This window comes from Weizmannia sp. FSL W8-0676, from assembly GCF_038593015.1.
Lineage (GTDB): Bacteria > Bacillota > Bacilli > Bacillales > Bacillaceae_C > Weizmannia > Weizmannia coagulans.
The window spans coordinates 1714425-1732501 of record NZ_CP151954.1 but is presented as its reverse complement, the minus strand read 5'-3'; the positions used below and the strand labels follow the sequence as shown (position 1 = coordinate 1732501).

At 48.8% G+C, this 18077-nt stretch carries 21 protein-coding genes; 20 read left to right on the top strand and 1 reads right to left on the bottom strand.

Annotated features, from left to right (window positions below):
• Positions 1–57 precede the first annotated feature (57 nt).
• The 9 genes from spoIIAA (at position 58) to NST20_RS08430 (ending at position 6900) form a co-directional block, all read left to right on the top strand.
• Positions 58–408 carry an anti-sigma F factor antagonist gene (gene spoIIAA / locus NST20_RS08470; RefSeq protein WP_014098106.1) on the top strand — a complete coding sequence of 117 codons (351 nt, stop codon included), beginning with the start codon at positions 58–60 and terminating at the stop codon, positions 406–408.
• Positions 409–852 carry an anti-sigma F factor gene (gene spoIIAB / locus NST20_RS08465; protein WP_013859559.1) on the top strand — a complete coding sequence of 148 codons (444 nt, stop codon included), beginning with the start codon at positions 409–411 and terminating at the stop codon, positions 850–852.
• Positions 853–864: 12 nt separating this feature from the next.
• A complete protein-coding gene (gene sigF / locus NST20_RS08460) occupies positions 865–1623 on the top strand; it encodes an RNA polymerase sporulation sigma factor SigF (protein ID WP_013859558.1) in 759 nt (252 codons plus the stop codon).
• A gap of 216 nt (positions 1624–1839) precedes the next feature.
• Positions 1840–2460, top strand: a complete 621-nt coding sequence (locus NST20_RS08455) for a stage V sporulation protein AA (RefSeq protein ID WP_342399281.1) — start codon at positions 1840–1842, stop codon at positions 2458–2460.
• Complete coding sequence (locus NST20_RS08450) at positions 2447–2872, top strand: stage V sporulation protein AB (protein WP_041819123.1); 426 nt, start codon at positions 2447–2449, stop codon at positions 2870–2872. The genes NST20_RS08455 and NST20_RS08450 overlap by 14 nt, the downstream gene beginning before the upstream one ends.
• A 16-nt stretch (positions 2873–2888) precedes the next feature.
• Positions 2889–3461, top strand: a complete 573-nt coding sequence (locus NST20_RS08445; RefSeq protein WP_258921480.1) for a stage V sporulation protein AE — start codon at positions 2889–2891, stop codon at positions 3459–3461.
• On the top strand, positions 3454–4932 hold the full coding sequence (locus NST20_RS08440) for a spore germination protein (protein WP_342399280.1): 1479 nt from the start codon (positions 3454–3456) through the stop codon (positions 4930–4932). The genes NST20_RS08445 and NST20_RS08440 overlap by 8 nt, the downstream gene beginning before the upstream one ends.
• A gap of 143 nt (positions 4933–5075) precedes the next feature.
• Positions 5076–6392, top strand: coding sequence for a diaminopimelate decarboxylase (gene lysA, locus NST20_RS08435; RefSeq protein WP_029141276.1), 1317 nt, complete (start codon positions 5076–5078; stop codon positions 6390–6392).
• A 148-nt stretch (positions 6393–6540) separates the two neighbouring features.
• A complete protein-coding gene (locus NST20_RS08430) occupies positions 6541–6900 on the top strand; it encodes a GNAT family N-acetyltransferase (RefSeq protein ID WP_017553614.1) in 360 nt (119 codons plus the stop codon).
• Positions 6901–6972: 72 nt separating this feature from the next.
• Here the strand turns inward: NST20_RS08430 and NST20_RS08425 are convergent, their stop codons facing one another.
• Positions 6973–7065: a YjcZ family sporulation protein gene (locus NST20_RS08425; RefSeq protein ID WP_014098115.1), complete on the bottom strand. Its 93-nt coding sequence runs from the start codon at positions 7063–7065 to the stop codon at positions 6973–6975.
• A gap of 156 nt (positions 7066–7221) precedes the next feature.
• Between NST20_RS08425 and NST20_RS08420 the strand changes: the two genes are divergently transcribed.
• From NST20_RS08420 to NST20_RS08370, 11 genes are all read left to right on the top strand, one after another.
• The gene (locus tag NST20_RS08420; protein WP_013859550.1) at positions 7222–7965 is read left to right on the top strand and encodes a segregation/condensation protein A; all 744 of its coding nucleotides are present in this window, start codon (positions 7222–7224) and stop codon (positions 7963–7965) included.
• Between the two features lies 1 nt (position 7966).
• Positions 7967–8569, top strand: a complete 603-nt coding sequence (scpB, locus tag NST20_RS08415; RefSeq protein WP_013859549.1) for an SMC-Scp complex subunit ScpB — start codon at positions 7967–7969, stop codon at positions 8567–8569.
• A gap of 125 nt (positions 8570–8694) precedes the next feature.
• On the top strand, positions 8695–9810 hold the full coding sequence (locus tag NST20_RS08410) for a D-alanyl-D-alanine carboxypeptidase family protein (protein WP_029142091.1): 1116 nt from the start codon (positions 8695–8697) through the stop codon (positions 9808–9810).
• Positions 9803–10393: a nucleoside recognition domain-containing protein gene (locus NST20_RS08405; RefSeq protein ID WP_207368211.1), complete on the top strand. Its 591-nt coding sequence runs from the start codon at positions 9803–9805 to the stop codon at positions 10391–10393. The genes NST20_RS08410 and NST20_RS08405 overlap by 8 nt, the downstream gene beginning before the upstream one ends.
• Positions 10393–10926, top strand: a complete 534-nt coding sequence (locus tag NST20_RS08400) for a spore maturation protein (RefSeq protein ID WP_019720473.1) — start codon at positions 10393–10395, stop codon at positions 10924–10926. Before NST20_RS08405 ends, NST20_RS08400 begins: the two co-directional genes overlap by 1 nt.
• A 135-nt stretch (positions 10927–11061) precedes the next feature.
• Positions 11062–11799 (top strand): pseudouridine synthase, encoded by a 738-nt coding sequence (locus NST20_RS08395; protein ID WP_019720474.1) that lies wholly within the window; start codon positions 11062–11064, stop codon positions 11797–11799.
• Positions 11800–11916: 117 nt separating this feature from the next.
• Entirely contained in the window at positions 11917–12456 is a 540-nt protein-coding gene (gene resA, locus NST20_RS08390; RefSeq protein ID WP_017553609.1) for a thiol-disulfide oxidoreductase ResA, read from the top strand.
• Between the two features lie 15 nt (positions 12457–12471).
• Positions 12472–14112, top strand: a complete 1641-nt coding sequence (locus tag NST20_RS08385; RefSeq protein WP_013859543.1) for a cytochrome c biogenesis protein ResB — start codon at positions 12472–12474, stop codon at positions 14110–14112.
• Positions 14113–14155: 43 nt separating this feature from the next.
• Positions 14156–15358, top strand: a complete 1203-nt coding sequence (gene ccsB / locus NST20_RS08380; RefSeq protein ID WP_026104801.1) for a c-type cytochrome biogenesis protein CcsB — start codon at positions 14156–14158, stop codon at positions 15356–15358.
• A gap of 139 nt (positions 15359–15497) precedes the next feature.
• A complete protein-coding gene (locus NST20_RS08375; protein WP_013859541.1) occupies positions 15498–16214 on the top strand; it encodes a response regulator transcription factor in 717 nt (238 codons plus the stop codon).
• Positions 16211–17980, top strand: a complete 1770-nt coding sequence (locus NST20_RS08370) for an ATP-binding protein (RefSeq protein ID WP_342399279.1) — start codon at positions 16211–16213, stop codon at positions 17978–17980. The genes NST20_RS08375 and NST20_RS08370 overlap by 4 nt, the downstream gene beginning before the upstream one ends.
• Positions 17981–18077: the final 97 nt, after the last annotated feature.

Here is an 18077-nt window from a genome sequence, read left to right as displayed (position 1 = left end):
AAAAACGGGAATCAAGGTCGAAATGACTCACTATTAACAGCGAAGGAGGCTTTAATTGTGAGTCTGGCTATTGACCTGGAAGTGAAAAAAGATGTCCTGTGCATCCGGCTGCAGGGGGAATTGGACCACCATACGGCTGAAAGCTTGCGTGCAAGCGTGACAAAAGCAATTGAAGAAAACGGCATCCGCCATCTTGTATTAAATCTGGAGCAGCTTTCCTTTATGGATAGCTCCGGTTTAGGCGTGATATTGGGAAGATACAAACAGATCAAGCAGAAAAACGGGGAAATGATCGTCTGCGCCATTTCTCCGGCCGTAAAAAGGCTGTTTGAACTGTCCGGCCTCTTTAAAATCATCCGCCTTGATGAATCGGAACAATACGCGCTGCACAGATTGGGGGTTGCCTGAATGAAAAATAAAATGCAATTGCAGTTTTCCGCGCTCAGCCGGAATGAATCTTTCGCCCGCGTGGCGGTTGCCGCTTTTGTTGCCCAGCTTGATCCGACGCTTGATGAATTGACCGAAATCAAAACGGTCGTATCCGAAGCGGTAACAAACGCGATTATTCACGGATATGAAGAAAACCCGGATGGAATGGTTTATGTATCGGCTGCCATTTGTGACGACGGCACGGTTGAAATTACCGTCCGCGATGAAGGGAAAGGCATAGCGGATATTGAAGAAGCCAGGCAACCGTTATTTACAACAAAGCCTGAACTGGAAAGATCCGGAATGGGCTTTACGATCATGGAAAACTTTATGGACGATGTAGAAATCCAGTCGCAGCCAGAATCAGGCACCATCATTCGTCTAAAAAAGCATTTGGCCTTGAAAAACGCCTTATGCAATTAAGGAGTCGTGCCGATGGATGCAGAACTGAAAAAGGCAGAAAATAAAGCCCGGTTAAAAGATGAGGAAGTGAAAAACCTGATCAGGCGCAGCCAGGAAGGCGACCAGGAGGCACGCGACCTGATCGTTGAAAAAAATATGCGCCTTGTCTGGTCGGTTGTCCAGCGCTTTTTAAACCGCGGATATGAACCGGATGACTTATTTCAAATCGGCTGTATCGGGCTGTTAAAATCGGTTGATAAATTTGATCTTTCGTATGATGTCAAATTTTCCACCTATGCAGTCCCCATGATCATCGGGGAAATCCAGCGGTTTTTGCGCGATGACGGGACGGTAAAGGTGAGCCGTTCTTTGAAAGAAACGGGCAACCGGATCCGCAAAATCCGCGATGAGTTAACGAAAAAGCTGGGGAGATCGCCGACCGTGCATGAAATTGCATCAGAACTCGGGATGCCGGTGGAAGAAGTCGTCATGGCGCAGGAGGCAGGCAAAGCCCCATCATCGATCCATGAGACGGTATATGAAAACGATGGCGACCCGATCACGCTTCTTGACCAGATTTCAGACCAGAACGACCAGAAGTGGTTTGACCAGATTGCCCTCCAGGAAGCGATCAGAGGGCTTGAGGAACGCGAAAGACTGATTGTGTACCTCCGCTATTACAAAGACCAGACACAGTCCGAAGTGGCGGAACGGCTTGGCATTTCGCAGGTGCAGGTTTCACGGCTTGAAAAGAAAATACTTGAAGTGATGAAAGAGCGCATGGAATTGTAAACGTGCGCTTTTTTCATTCCCGGATGTGCCATCCAACTGAAGCGTTTTTCCCGAAAATAACACGGGATACACGGTTCCCCGGACTCCGGCAATGGAAAAAAGCACAGGAAGCGTGCAAAAGTGATCATACGATACATACAACATTAAACCGGTGCATGAAAATCTTCCAATATCACATACTACAAACACAACGTATGAAAGCAGGGGGTGAAGGCAGTGGATGAAACGATTTATTTGCGGCTCCGCCACCGTATTCGCGTCAATCCGGGCTTTACTGTAAAATTATCCCATATTGCCCAGATTCACGCGCCGTCCGGTATACAGGAAACCCTTTTGGACACTCCCGTCCAAACCATTTCCAAGGCTGACGGCAACACCGTTGTCATTGACATGATGAAAATTATTTCCAGTATCAAGAAAAAGGTTCCGGACGCTGCCATATCTCCTGTCGGCCCGGCGGCAACGATTGTGGAAGTAGCTGCAAAAAAGAGATACCTGCCGATTTTGTTTTTTATGTTGATTTGGGTTTTGCTGTTTTTAGGTTCCGCGCTCGGGATTATCAATTTTCATGAAGACGTCGACATGCGGGCTGCCCAGGAAAAAATTTATTACCTGATTACAGGCATCCGCGACAATACGCCGCTTATGTTTCAAATTCCCTATACGCTCGGCCTCGGGGCGGGTATGGTGATTTTTTTTAACCATGCATTTAAGAAAAAATTTAATGAAGAACCGAGCCCGCTTGAAGTTGAAATTTTTAACTATCAACAGGACATCGACCATTATATCCTGTTGAATGAGAATAAGGAGAACATGAAACATTTTGACCATCCTTAAGCAGATCTTCACCGTGTTTTGCGGGCTCGGCGGCGGGCTTGTGGTCGGCTGCGGATATGTGGCTTTTTTAACGGTGCTTGGCATTGTGCCGCGGCTTGTCCAGCTGTCCAGGACGGAACGATTCATCCAATCATACGAATGGGCCGTTGTATTCGGGGTGCTGTCCGGGACATGGTGGGGGCTCGGTGACGAAGGCGGCCGGCTTTCTGTAATCGTTGCGGCGCCTGTTGGGTTGTTTTGCGGACTGTTTGTCGGCATGCTTGCTGCGGCGCTCACGGAAGTGGTCAATGTCATCCCAATTTTTTCCAAAAGAATCGGAATGGACGGGCGTCTTGCCGGCGCATTGATGGCGATCGTGCTCGGGAAGGTGGCCGGCGCCTTATTTCAATGGCTTTACTATGTAAATCATTAAGAAAGGAATAACCGGCATGGTGGAAAAACGGCGGGTGATCCTTGTCACGGACGGGGATGAGTATGCGAAAAAAGCAATCGAATGCGTTGCGAAAAAAATTGGCGGGCGCTGTATTTCACAGTCATACGGAAATCCGACCCGGCTGAAGGGGGAACAGATCGCGGACCTGATCCTCAAGGCGGCCGGAGACCCTGTTTTTGCCATGTTCGATGATTCAGGGGTGATCGGCCCGGGATCCGGCGAAGAGGCGCTCACTTTTGTGGCCGGTCATCCGCACATCGAGGTGCTCGGCGTGATTGCGGTCGCATCGAAAACCCATCAGGCCGAATGGTCAAGGGTGGATGTATGCATTGACAATACCGGTGAAATAACGCCGTACGGGGTGGACAAATTCGGCATTCCGGAAATGGATTTGAAAAAAATCAACGGGGACACGGTTTACAGTCTTGACCGGCTGGACGTGCCCATTATTGTCGGTATCGGGGATGTCGGCAAAATGTCGAAAAAAGACGATTATCATATTGGCGCCCCGATCACGGAAAAAGCGGTGCGCCTGATCTTGGAAAGGAGCGGGTTCAAGAATGGCTGAAGCAGGCAGGAAAAGGCCGATTTCATCCAATCCGGCAGAAGTGGAAGCATTTTTTAAAAATAAAGTCGGGCTTGGCATCAGCTATGATATCGGTGTCAGAAAAATCCGGGTCCTTGATGCAGAAATCCAGCTGTACTATGTCAACGGGCTCACGGAAACGATTTCGATTATCCAAATTATGAAAGAACTGCTGAAATTAAATAACGGCAAGTTTTCTTCCGGAAAAGTGCATGAACTTGTTGAAAATTATATCGTCCATCTGCAGGTCGAAAAAGTCAAAACCTATGATGAAATGGTGGATGAAGTGCTGTCCGGGCTGATCGCCATTTATGTCGAAGGGAAGCAAGAAGCATTTATTATCGATGTTCGCAATTATCCGGGAAGGACGCCGATGGAACCGGATACGGAAAAAGTCGTCCGGGGTGCGCGTGACGGTTATGTCGAAAACATCGTCCTCAACACGGCCTTGACGCGGCGGAGGATCCGCGATGAGCGACTGCGCTTTGAAATGATGAAAGTCGGCGAACGCTCGAAAACGGATGTGTCGATTGCTTATATTGAAGGCGTGGCAGATCCGGGCGTCATCGAAACGGTCAGAAAAGAACTGAAGGCGATCGATATTGACGGGATTACGATGGCAGATAAAACAGTGGAAGAATTTATTTTGAAGCAAAATTATAATCCTTTCCCGCTGATCCGCTATACGGAACGGGCGGACGTCGCGGCCACCCATTTGCTGGAGGGGCATGTGCTTGTATTGGTGGATACCTCCCCAAGCGTGATGATTATGCCGACAACGGTTTTCCACCATATGCAGCACGCCGAAGAATACCGCCAGGCTGCAGCAGTCGGCACGTTTATCCGCTGGGTAAGGTTTTTCGGGATTGCCGTTTCTCTTTTTCTCCTGCCCCTTTGGTATTTAGTGGCGGTGGAACCGTCGCTTTTGCCGGACCAACTGGATTATATCGGGCCGAATAAGCAGTCGCATGTCCCGCTTGTCCTTCAGCTTCTTATCGCTGATTTAGGCATTGAGTTTATGCGGATTGCCGCCATCCATACGCCGACGCCGCTCGCCACCGCAATGGGCTTGATTGCGGCTGTATTAGTCGGACAGATTGCGGTCGAAGCCGGGCTGTTTGTTTCGGAAGTCATTTTGTATGTATCCGCCGCGGCAATCGGGACTTTTGTCACGCCAAGTTATGAGCTGAGCGTGGCGAATAAACTTGTAAGAATGATTTTACTGATTATCGTGGCGCTTTTTAAAGTCAAAGGTTTTGTGATCGGCAGCACCGTTTTTCTGCTGTTCCTTGTGTCCATCCGTCCGTTGAACACGCCGTATTTCTGGCCGTTTATCCCGTTTAACCCGCAGGCATTTTTCCAAATCCTGTTCAGAAAGCCGATTCCGGGCTCCAAATACCGCCCGAGCATTGTCCGCCCGGTCGACCGCTTCCGCCAGCCGCCTCAAGCTTGAAACTATTGCAGAAAGCCTGTTTTTATGTTAAAGTTAGTAGAAAATTAACGCAAAAGTTGCAGGAAAGGGAGCCGGATGCCTGCCCGGTTTATGCCGGGAAGGCTTCTCTCCCGATTGGCGGAATATTAGGTGGGGTTGAAAACATGAAGCATAACGGGTCGGTAAAGGTGAATGCAAAGGGGCATCTCGAAATCGGCGGTGTTGACACGGTAAGTCTCGCTGCCCGTTACGGAACGCCTCTTTATGTATATGACGTTGCTTTAATACGGCAAAGGGCCAGAGCATTCAAGGAAACATTCCGGAAACTCGGCGTCAAATCCCAGATTGCTTATGCCAGCAAGGCTTTTTCCGCCATTGCCATGATCCAGCTTGCAGATGAAGAGGGGCTGTCTTTGGATGTTGTTTCAGGCGGGGAGCTGTATACCGCACTTGCTGCCGGTTTTCCTGTTGAACGCATTCATTTCCACGGCAACAATAAAAGCCGGGAAGAATTGGAAATGGCGCTTGATGCCGGAATCGGCTGCATCGTTGCCGATAATTTTTACGAGCTTGACATGCTGGAAAATCTGTGTGCAAAAAAAGGCCGCAAAGTTTCCGCGCTCTTAAGGGTCACACCGGGCATTGAAGCCCATACACATGATTATATTTTAACGGGCCAGGAAGATTCAAAATTCGGTTTTGACTTGCAAAACGGGCAGGCGGAGGCAGCGCTGAAGCAGGTGCTGGCATCCGGCCGGATAAAACTGCTCGGGGTGCATTGCCATATCGGATCGCAAATTTTTGAAACAGCCGGCTTTGTCCTGGCTGTGCGGAAAATTATGGATAAACTGGACGAGTGGCATGCCAGGTACGGCTATCTTCCGGAAGTGCTTAATCTTGGCGGCGGTTTCGGCATCCGCTATACGGAAGAAGACCACCCGCTTCCGCCTGCTTATTATGTGGAAGAAATCGTCAAAGAAGTGAAGAAACAGGCCGGTTCCCGCCGCCTGCCGCTCCCCGAGATCTGGATCGAACCGGGCCGCTCGCTTGTCGGCGAAGCCGGGACGACGCTTTATTCAGTCGGGTCCCGCAAGGAAGTGCCGCATGTCAGAAAGTATATTGCGGTTGACGGGGGGATGAGCGACAATATCCGCCCGGCGCTTTATGACGCAAAATATGAAGCGGTGCTGGCCAACCGCCCGCTTGATAAGTGTGAAGAGACCGTATCTGTTGCCGGGAAATGCTGCGAATCAGGGGATATGCTGATTTGGGATCTGCCGCTGCCGAAGACAGGCAGCAATGATCTTTTGGCCGTATTCTGCACCGGCGCTTACGGCTATTCGATGGCAAATAACTATAACCGGATCCCGCGCCCGCCGGTTGTGTTTGTCGAAAACGGCAAAGATGAGCTTGTCGTAAAGCGGGAGACGTACGAAGACCTGATCCGCAATGATCTCCGCCTGCGCGTGCCGCTTTCTTGACAAATCCGCGGCGGGGAAGCGGATGGCGCCTGTTTTCCGGCTTTGCTTTTGGAAAATATTGTACGTGCCTTGTTTACTTTCTCTGAAATAGGAATATACTAATAAGTAAAGCGTTTGAATTAAATTGGATGATTACGAGGGATTCAGTATGTTAATTCGGTATAAAAAATCTTTCGATAAAATTGCCATGGGCCTGTTGTCCTTTATGCCAGATGAAAAAGATTTGAAAAAGCTGCAGCAAACAAAGCAATTGTACGAAACAGAGGACAACTGGCAGCTTTTTTTATGGAAAGAGGATGATGACATTGTCGGCCTGATCGGGGTAGTGCTGGATGGGGACAAAGTGGAAATCCAGCATATTTCCGTCAATCCCTCTTATCGCGACCAGGGAATCGGGAAAAGCATGGTCAAGGCTTTAAAACAAATGTATGAAGGAAAAGAAGTGGTTCCGAATAAATACATTGTTGACTTCTTCCATAAGTGTGCTGAAAAAGAAGACCCGTCTTGACCGGGTCTTCTTTTATTTCGAATACGGCAAAAAGGACCTGCCGGGGCTTGATCCCGGAGGCCCTTTTTACGGTTACCAGATATACGCACTGCCGACAATGATCAACAAAATAAAAAGCACGACAATTAACGCAAATCCGCTGCCCCAGCCAAAACCGTCAGCCATGATAACCCCTCCCTCAACAGTCATTACATGGTATACTATGTAGGCGTGCCGGAACATGTATGGACTCCTGCCCATCTGCGCGCTTTTGATTGGAGATGCATACGTTTCAGGCTATACTTATTTTGACGTTTTGAAAAAGGAACGGTGTACAATTTTATGGAATATAAAGTGAAAATCGGCGCGTTTGAAGGGCCGCTCGATCTGCTTTTGCATCTGATCCACCAGCTTGAAATCGACATTTACGATATTCCGGTGGCTGAAATTACCGAGCAGTATTTGGATTACATCCATACAATGAAAGAGCTTGAACTGGACGTCGCGAGCGAGTATCTTGTGATGGCGGCCACACTTTTGGCGATCAAAAGCAAAATGCTTTTGCCAAAACAGGAGCCGTCCGAACCGGATGAAGATTATACGGTGGAAGAAGACCCGCGCGAACAACTTGTCGAGCGCCTCCTGGAATACAAAAAATACAAGGAAGCAGCCGGCACATTCAAACGCCTTGAAGCCGGCCGCAACGAAATCTTCACCAAGCCGCCGAGCGATTTGTCGGCGTTTGCGCCGGACGCAGATGGAAAAAAAATCGGCGCCAATGTGACGATCTATGATATGATCGGCGCGTTAAATAAACTTTTGCGCAGAAAAAAATTGCAAAAACCGCTGTTTACCAAAATCACACGGCAGGAAATCTCGATCGAAGAAAGAATGGCTGAAATTTTAAAACAGCTGGAAACGGCGCCGGGAAGCGTCCAATTTTACGACTTATTCTCTTTTCATGATAAAGAACAAATTGTCGTAACTTTTTTGGCTGTTCTGGAACTGATCAAGCGCCATCAAATTATGGCGGTACAGGAAGAAAATTTCGGCGACATTACCGTTGTAAGGAAAGAGGGGGATTGATATGGAAATCGTCCATTGGAGAGGCATCCTTGAAAGCCTGTTGTTTGTAGCAGGGGACGAGGGGCTTTCCCTGAAACAAATTTCCCATGTAATGGAAATTGAAGAGTTTGAAGCAGTTGAAATTTTAAAGAATTTAAAAGAACAGTACGAAAACGACCCGGATCGCGGCATCACGCTCGTTGAACTGGCAGGCACGTACCAGCTGGCAACCAAAAAAGAGCATGCGCCGTATTTGAAAAAACTGGTCGAATCGCCGAATACGAATACATTATCGCAGGCGGCACTTGAAACACTGGCGATCATCTCCTATAAACAACCGATTACAAGAATTGAAATCGAAGAAATCCGTGGTGTAAAAACAGAAAGGCCGCTGCAGACGCTGATGGCAAAAGGGCTGATCCAGGAAGTCGGCAGGCAGGAAGGTGCCGGGCGGGCGATCCTTTACGGCACGACCAAAGAATTTCTTGACCATTTCGGGCTGAAAAGTTTAAAAGAACTGCCGCCGTTTCCCGAACAGCCGGAAGATGAATTTTCGCAGGAAGAAGCAGATCTGTTTTTTGAAAAATTCCATGAAGAAAAAGGCGAAAACGGATTTTCGCCGTGAAGAAAGCTTGCCCAAACTGGTGCAGGCTTTTTTCGTCTTCCGCATATTCCGGTTATTTCTTCCTGTTCCGTGCATAAACTTGTACAAAACGCGGTTTGGAAAAGCTGAAAAAAAGGAGCTTCTTTATGAAACGGTATTTCCTATATGCGGCGCTTGCGGTGCTAATTTTTTCGGCCCTTCCGCCAAGAGCGGCTGCTGCGCCGTCCGTGCAGGCAAAAAGCGCGATATTAATGGACCAGGATACAGGGCGGGTTTTGTACGAAAAAGATGCATACGAACCGAGAAGCATTGCCTCGATTACGAAAATCATGACGGCGCTAGTGGCCATTGAATCGGGAAAAATGAACAAGGAGGCTGTCGTTTCGGACCGTGCCGTACGTACCGAGGGGTCATCATTGTATTTGAAACCGGGAGACAAGTGGGAAATAAAGGATCTTGTTTACGGGCTCATGCTCCGGTCGGGAAATGACGCCGCCAATGTGATTGCCGAAAATGTCGGGGGCAGCATAGAAGGTTTTGTTTTTATGATGAACGAAAAAGCGAAAGAGATCGGCATGCATGACACCCATTTTGCCAACCCGAACGGCCTTGAAGACCCGAACGGCCGCCATTATTCGACCGCTTATGATATGGCGCTGTTAATGAAGTACGCGATGCAAAACAAACAGTTCCGGAAAATCACCGGCACGAAATTTTACAAAGGCTGGCGGAACAAAAACCGGCTGCTGACTGAAAAGTACCGGTATTGTACGGGTGGGAAAACCGGTTATACGAAAGTGGCCAAGCGGACACTTGTGACAACGGCGACAAAAGGAGGCGAAAATCTTATCGCCGTTACCCTGAACGATTCGGATGACTGGGATGACCATATTGCGATGTATGAGTACGGTTTCCGCCAGTATGACAGGAAACGGATTGTGGAAGAGGGGCCGGTTGCCGCCGTCCGCACGAAATATTTGAAACAGCATGTTTATGTGAAACGGGATATCGTCTACCCGCTTAAAGCCGGAGAAGAAGACGCCGTAAAAGTCGAATACCGGATCAAAAAGCCTGAAAGTTCGTGGAAAGACCCGGAAAGAGTGCCGGAGACCGTCGGAAGGGCGATTGTTTATTTGAACGAAAAAGTGATCGCAAGCACGCCTATTTATTATCAGAAAACGCCGGTTAAAGAGAAAGAAACATGGCTTGAACTGTTCGAGGAGACATTTTGGATCCAATTGGGGCTGAAAAACAATGGTTAATTATATTTGGATCGGCATGGCCGTGATTGGGCTTGTTTTTGCGGCGGTAAACGGGAAGATGCAGGCGGTGAACGAGGCGATTTTTACATCCGCGCGTGATGCGGTCTCGATCAGCATCGGCCTGATTAGCGTCCTTGTTTTCTGGCTCGGGATGATGAAGATTGCGGAAGTTTCAGGCCTCCTTTCGAAACTTTCCCGCCTGTTCCGGCCGGTGATCAAAAAATTGTTTCCGGATGTGCCGGACAACCATCCGGCAATCGGCTACATCCTCTCCAATATGATTGCCAATATGTTCGGGCTCGGAAATGCCGCCACCCCGCTTGGCATTAAAGCGATGGAGCAGCTGCACGAACTGAACGGAAGGAAACCGGAAGCAAGCCGCTCGATGATCACGTTCCTTGCCTTAAACACATCCGGGCTCACGCTTATTCCGGCAACGGTGATTGCCATCCGCCTGAATGCAGGTTCTGCGCATCCGACCGAGATTGTGGCGCCAACCTGTATCGCCACTTTTGCAACGACCATTGCCGCCATTTGCATTGACCGCTATTTTTACCACCGGCGGACGAAACGGAGGAAGTGATGTTTTTGAAATGGATCTCACTGATTTCAATTTGGCTGATTCCGGCAATGGTCGGATTTATTCTGCTTTACAGCGCATGGAAAAAGGTGCCCGCTTACGAAACATTTGTGGAAGGCGGCAAGGAAGGCATTAAAATTGCCTTTTCGATTATCCCTTTTTTAGTCGGCATGCTTGTCTCAATCACGATTTTCAGGGCATCAGGCGCGCTCGATTTTTTTGTCGGATTTTTAAAACCGGCCCTGCATTTGCTCGGTATCCCTTCCGAAGTCGTGCCGCTTGCTTTGATCCGGCCGGTTTCCGGCAATGCCGCCCTAGCCCTTATGGCGGATCTGATCAAAACATACGGGCCGGACTCGCTGATCGGGAGAATGGCATCCGTCATCCAGGGCAGCACGGATACCACCCTTTATGTCGTAACCGTTTATTTCGGGGCGGTCGGCATCCGGAAAATGGGGGATGCCTTAAAGGTCGGGCTGCTCGCCGATCTGTTCGGGATTATGATCGCAATTTTCATGGTACTCTTGTTATTCTGACGCGGCGAAAGGGAAAATCAACGGTTTATCCGCCATTTCAGGGTGCTTGTGCGCTTCGTCAGGCTTTGCTTTTCATTGCCGTTATGCCATAATGCTTAAAGGATAGTTTAAGCAAAACAAATTGAGGTGTAACGGATGGAACGTTTGCAAAAAGTGATCGCACAGGCCGGTGTCACATCCCGGAGAAAAGCGGAGCAGCTGATACTGGAAGGGAAAGTGAAAGTGAACGGGGAGATGGTCAGAACGCTGGGGACAAAAGTGTCCCAAGCGGATAAAATTGAAGTGGAAGGCATTCCGCTTGAGCGTGAAGAAAAAGTATATTACCTTTTTTATAAACCAAGAGGGGTGATTTCCGCTGTCAGCGATGACAAAGGGAGAAAAACGGTAAGCGACTATTTCCGCGATGCGGGCGCAAGGGTTTATCCGGTCGGCCGGCTCGACTACGACACGTCGGGCCTTTTGGTAGTCACCAATGACGGTGAATTTGCAAACCTTCTGATGCATCCGCGTTTTGAAATCGACAAAACGTATATCGCAAGGCTTTCCGGCATTCCATCCAGGCAGGAATTAAAGCAGCTGGAAAAAGGGATCCGGCTAAAGGACGGCATGACTGCGCCTGCCAGGGCAAAACTGTTGTCCATGGACAAACGGAAAAAGAAAGCGATCGTCCAGCTTACGATCCATGAAGGCAGAAACAGGCAGGTCAGGCGCATGTTCGAATATCTCGGCTACCCGGTTGAAAAACTGCGGCGCGAAGCATACGGCATGCTGACACTAAAAGGATTAAACGCGGGCGAAAAAAGGGAACTCACCCCGCATGAAGTTAAGACGTTAAGATCCCTTGCCGAAAACGGGGGCGCCTCCCGTAAATAAAAGCTCAAGTGAAGAGGCTTATTTTGTTCACAAAAACTTCAAAAAAAAGCGAAAAAGGACAGAAAAATGTTATAATGTATGAGAGTTGTGTGACACTTTTGGACAGGGGGAGGAGCAATGTCACAAACGAAACAGAAACGCCTCATTTTCCGCGCCTCGATTCTCGCTGTTCTGATATTGGCTGTCGGTTACACACTGTATGCAAATGCGACGAAGGAGTCGCAGGGAGCGCTTGCAGCGGGGGATAAGGCCCCTGATTTTATCCTGAAAGATTTGAATGGGAAAACGTACCGGTTGTCCGATTATAAAGGGAAAGGCGTCCTTTTGAATTTTTGGGGGACATGGTGCGAGCCGTGCAAGAAAGAAATGCCTTATATGAATGAACTCTATTCGTCCTATAAACCAAAAGGCGTGGAAATTCTTGCCGTCCACGTAAAAAATACGCGCTTTCTTGTGGACGAATTCGTGAAACAGTACGGGCTTACGTTCCCGGTGCTGATTGATAAAAACGGTGATGTCCAGCATGCGTATCACATCGACCCCCTTCCGACAACCTTTTTGATCGGGCCGGACGGGAAAGTCAAAAAAGTGATCATTGGAAACCAAAACCTCTCCAAAAAAGACATTCAGGACATGATGGATATGATCAAACCATAACCGAGGAGAGAGACAATGAAGGATATAAAATGTGAGTGCGGACATGTGAATCCTCCCGGGACCGTTTTGTGCGAGTCGTGCGGGAAAGCGCTGACAGCAGAAGCGGAGGCGGCAGTTCTCCATGATATGCGGTATGAAGGGAGCGCGCGCAGGTCGCAAGTGTATAAAAAAACGCCGGTGGATAAAATCTGGAATTTTTTTTCGTCCGTAAAAACCGGCGTCTGGCTGATTGTCCTGACGTTAATTGCGTCAGCACTCGGCACTGTGCTGCCCCAGGCCGACTATATCCCTTCCAATGTCGACCCGTCCGAGTATTACGAGAATCAGTACGGCTGGTTCGGCAAGCTCTGGTATACGCTCGGATTTGATAACCTGTACAATTCCTGGTGGTATCTGCTTTTCATTGCCCTGATCGGCGTTTCGCTCGTCATTTGCAGCCTTGACCGCTTTCTCCCGCTGCGCCGCGCCCTCTCAAACCAGAAAGCAGCACGCCATGAAGGGTTTCTGAAGCGGCAGCGCCTTTACGTGAAAAAGGAAGGGGCCATCGATGATGCGTCATATGCACAGGTCAAACGCCGGCTTGAAGAGAAACATTATAAAATCCGTGAAGAAGGCGGGAACTTATTTGCCGAGAAAAACCGGTTTTCCCGCTGGGGGCCGTACGTCAACCATATCGGATTGATCATCTTTCTTTGCGGCTCTATGCTCCGCTTTATTCCCGGCATGTATGTCGATGAATTGGTCTGGGTGAGGGAAGGAGAAAAAGCGGTGCTCCCCGGCACAAACGGGCAGTATGTACTGCTGAACAAGCAATTCAAGCTGCAAGTTTACAGCAAGAAAGACAATCAAAATTTTGAACCGGCACTGAATAAGGCCGGCAATGTTGCGAAAAATTTTGAGACGGATGCCGTGCTTTACAAGCAGGGGAAAAAGCGCGTTTTAGGGGAAGATGCTCCGCTTAAAAAAGTGAAATCCTACCGCATCCAGGTCAATAAGCCTTTGAAATTCGGGCATTACGCCGTATATCAAATGGATTACAAGCTGGATGAATTCCAGGCGATGTCTTTTGCTTTTGAGAAGAAGTCGGATAAAAAAATATACGGCAAACTTAAAATTGACCTGTACCATCCAAAGGCGGAATACCCGCTCGGAAACGGCTATAAAGTCAAGCTGCTCGGCTACTATCCTTCGTTTACGGGGTTTGCCAAAAACGGGGAGCCGCAAACGGATTCGTATATTCCAAACAATCCTGCTTTTCTTTTCAGTTTAATTTCGCCGGAACATCCGAAAGGGGAAAAAAGTTTTGTTGCCATCCGCCAGACCGTAGAACCGCTCGGAAAAAATGACTACAAGTTGGCTTTTGCTGGGCTTGAAACACGGAATGTTTCTGCTTTGGCCGTAAGAAAAGACGAGACGCTCTGGGTGCTGGCCGTTGGCGGCGCGATCTTTATGATCGGGGTCATTCAGGGCGCGTACTGGAACCACCGCCGTTTTTGGCTGAAGCGGGAGAAAGGCGCCGTGCTTTTGGCAGCCCATACAAATAAAAACTGGTACGGGCTGAAAAGGGAGCTGGAATGGGTGCTCAGCGCATCCGGCATGCCAGCGCTTGTTGACAGAAAAGAAAGGAAGAATCCGCAACAGGCCCATACAGCTTAAACAGACAGGTGCAATCGGATGAGGAGGGGGAAAATTGGAAAATCTGGTCGAAACAAGCAGCCGGTTGTTGTTCGCCGCATTCCTTTTGTATTTAACCGGCACTTTACTGTTCGGCGGCGCGATCCGCACGCCGAAAAAGGGACAGGCAGGCGGCGCCGGGCCGCAAAAAACGAAGTGGGGAAATTTTGCGATCTTCGCAACGGCTGCAGGGTTTATTTGCCAGGCTGGTTATTTTATTACAAGGTGGATCGCATCCGGGCATGCCCCTGTAAGTAATTTATTTGAATTCACTACTTTTTTTGGTATGATGCTTGTTGGAGCCTTTATGGTCATTTATTTTCTTTACAGGAGTGCGGTGCTCGGACTGTTTGCTTTGCCGGTTGCGCTTCTTTTGATTGCCTATGCAAGCATGTTCCCGAAAGACATCAATCCGCTCGTGCCGTCTCTTAGGAGCTATTGGCTGCAGATTCATGTGACAACGGCGGCTGCCGGGGAGGCCATTCTTGCTGTCAGTTTTGCTGCCGGGCTGATTTACCTTGTGAAAAGCACCGATCAGCAAAAATCAAACTGGCAGACTTTTTGGCTGGAATTTGTTATGCTTTGTTTAATTTGCATCGCCGGTTTTATTGTTGCAAAATCCGCTTTCGGCTTGTTTCATTACAAAGTGGATTTCAGCTGGATTGACCGCAACGGGGCAAAAAACACGGGGGAAAATGCCCTCGTCTACCATATGCCGGCTGTTATCGGGCCGCATGACGGGGAAATTTTAACAGCCGGGAGAATGAAGCCGTGGTTTTACGTGCCGGCCTTTATCAATGCCGTCAAACTGAACACGGTCCTCTGGTCTGTTTTCAGCGGCATGATTCTTTACGCGCTGGTCCGGTTGGCGGCCAGAAAGCGGATCGGCGCGCTGTTAAAACCGCTCACCAAAAATCTAAATTTAGATTTAATGGATGAGATCGGCTACCGCTCGGTATTGATCGGATTTCCGGTGTTCACACTCGGCGCGTTAATCTTTGCGATGATCTGGGCACAAATTGCCTGGAGCAAATTTTGGAGCTGGGACCCGAAAGAAGTGTGGGCACTGGTTACGTGGCTGTTTTATGCCGCCTTTCTCCATTTGCGCATGTCAAGAGGCTGGCAAGGTGAAAAATCCGCCTGGCTGGCCGTCATTGGCTTTGCCATTATTCTGTTTAACCTGATTGCAGTAAATCTTGTCATTGCCGGGCTGCATTCGTATGCCTGATTTTGTAAGCTTTTGAATCCTGCGCACCCCCGGGAGGGCCCACCCGGTAATGCGGGGGCTTGCATGGACCCGCAAGGATTTTACCGGCGGATGTATCTTGCCCGGGCAGGCGGCTGATATTGACTGAGGAGGAATAGCCATGGATGAGGATGTAAAAATTTTAGTGGTTGATGATGAAGAAAGGATCCGGCGCCTGTTACGAATGTATTTGGAAAGGGAAAATTACATGATTGATGAAGCGGAAGACGGCGATACCGCTTTGAAAATGGCGCTTGAAAAAGACTACAGCTGCATTTTGCTCGATATTATGATGCCGGGCAAAGACGGCATTGAAGTGTGCCAGGAATTGCACGAAAAGAAAATGACGCCCGTGATCATGCTGACGGCCAAAGGCGAAGAAGCCAACAGGGTGGAAGGATTTGAAGTCGGCGCGGATGATTATATTGTAAAACCGTTCAGCCCGCGCGAAGTGGTGCTGCGGGTGAAAGCCCTGCTCCGCCGGTCGCTGCAAACGGGTTTCTTAAACGCGGATACGAAAGCAAGAGACATTGTCGTTTTCCCACATATTACCATCGACAATGATGCCCACCGCGTCACAGCGGACGGAAAAGAAGTCAATCTGACCCCGAAAGAGTATGAGCTGCTTTATTTTCTCGCTAAATCTCCGGATAAAGTGTTTGACCGCGAACAGCTTTTAAAAGAAGTATGGCATTATGAATTTTTCGGCGATCTCCGTACGGTGGATACGCATGTCAAACGCTTGCGGGAAAAATTGAATAAAGTGAGCGAAAACGCGGCTAAAATGATCGTTACCGTCTGGGGCGTCGGGTATAAATTTGAGGTTGCGCCGGAATGAGAATTTGGCGGACGGTTGTCGGGAAACTGTGGATGACCATTCTGCTGATGGTTGCCTGCGTCTTGCTCATCCTGACGGTACTGTTGCTCAAGTTTTTTGAAGAATACCATATCAATCAGATTGAGCAGGATTTGTCCAATACGGCGCAAAAAATCTCGAGAGTTATGGAGGAGCACCCAAGTGGAAAGATCGGGAAAGAAATTGCCCTCGGCGTTCTGGACCAAAACGAGAAAGTGATGATCGTTTACCGCAAAAATGATATCTTTTATCCGTCCGGTTCCAAATCATATAAAGGGATCCCGTACGCGTCGATTTTAAGGGATAAGCAGTTGTCCAAAGTGTTTAGCGAAAAGAAGAAAGTGATCAAAGAGTTAACCCCTTCCGGCGGGTCTTCCCGCAATAAGTACCATCATGTGATTGTGACGGCCGTCCCGCTTCATGTGAAGGGGGAAGAACCGGGCGCGGTATTTGTTTACCAGTCATTGGAAGTGCTCCAGGAAATGACGAGGCAAACGACAAAAATCATTTTGCTCGGTGCGGGCATTGCCATTATTTTAACGACCGGTTTTGCTTTCTTCCTTTCAAAAAGGATTGGCGGGCCATTGCATAAAATGCGGGAAGCGGCTTTTGAAGTGGCAAAAGGGCGTTTTGACAAAAAGGTGCCGATTTTAACCCGTGATGAAATCGGGGAACTGGCGACCGCTTTTAATACGATGGGGCGACAGCTTAAATTTAATATGGACGCCTTAAAGCAGGAAAAAGAGCAGCTGCGGAATATTTTAAGCAGCATGGCCGACGGTGTTTTGACCTTTAACCGGGACGGCGCCATTTTAATCATGAACCCGCCGGCTGAGATGTTTCTTCAAAACTGGTATCATAACCAGGCTGCAAAAGACGCCCCGCTTCCTGAAGGGCTGTCCGCATTGCTTGCGAAAGTGGTCGAAACGGAGAAAGAACAGACGGATGAAATTGAAATCAACGGCCGGTACTATGTTATGATTGCAAGCCCACTTTATAATTTGTCCCGTATCCGCGGCGTTGTCACCATTATCCGCGATATGACGGAAGAACGGAAGCTGGATAAGCTGCGCGATGATTTTATCGCAAACGTTTCGCACGAATTGCGGACGCCGGTTGCCATGTTGCAGGGATACAGTGAAGCGATCATTGATGATATTGCGGCAAGTGAAGAAGAAAAGAAAGAATTTGCCAAAATCATTTACGACGAAACGCTTAGGATCGGCCGGCTTGTCAATGAGCTGCTCGACCTGGCAAGAATGGAAGCAGGGCATTTTTCGTTCAGGATGGAGCCGGTCTCATTCAAAAGCTTCATCGAAAGAGTTACCCATAAATTTAACGGCATCGCGAAAGAAAAAGGAATCGGCCTCGTTTGCGAGACTTCGGACAGCGATCTTACCCTTGAAATCGATGCCGACAGGATTGAACAGGTGCTGACGAATTTAATTGATAACGCCCTCCGGCATACTTCCCCGGACGGTTACGTCAAAGTAAAAGAGGAAGAAGCCTCCGGCGGCGTATATGTACACGTCGAAGACAACGGATCCGGCATTCCGGGCGAGGATTTGCCGTTTGTATTTGAACGCTTTTACAAAGCGGATAAAGCAAGGACGCGCGGCAAATCGGGAACAGGGCTGGGCCTTGCGATTGCTAAAAACATTGTCGAAGGGCATGGCGGCCGGATCTTTGTCAAAAGCAAATTAGGGGAAGGGACCACCTTTTCATTTTTCCTTCCAAAAAAAGGCTGACCTCTGCGCCGGGTCTGCCTTTTTTTGTATATTTTCCCGTTTTTTTGCGCATCTTAGAAGATGGCTTTGCTTGAAACGGAATTGAAAAAACGAAAAT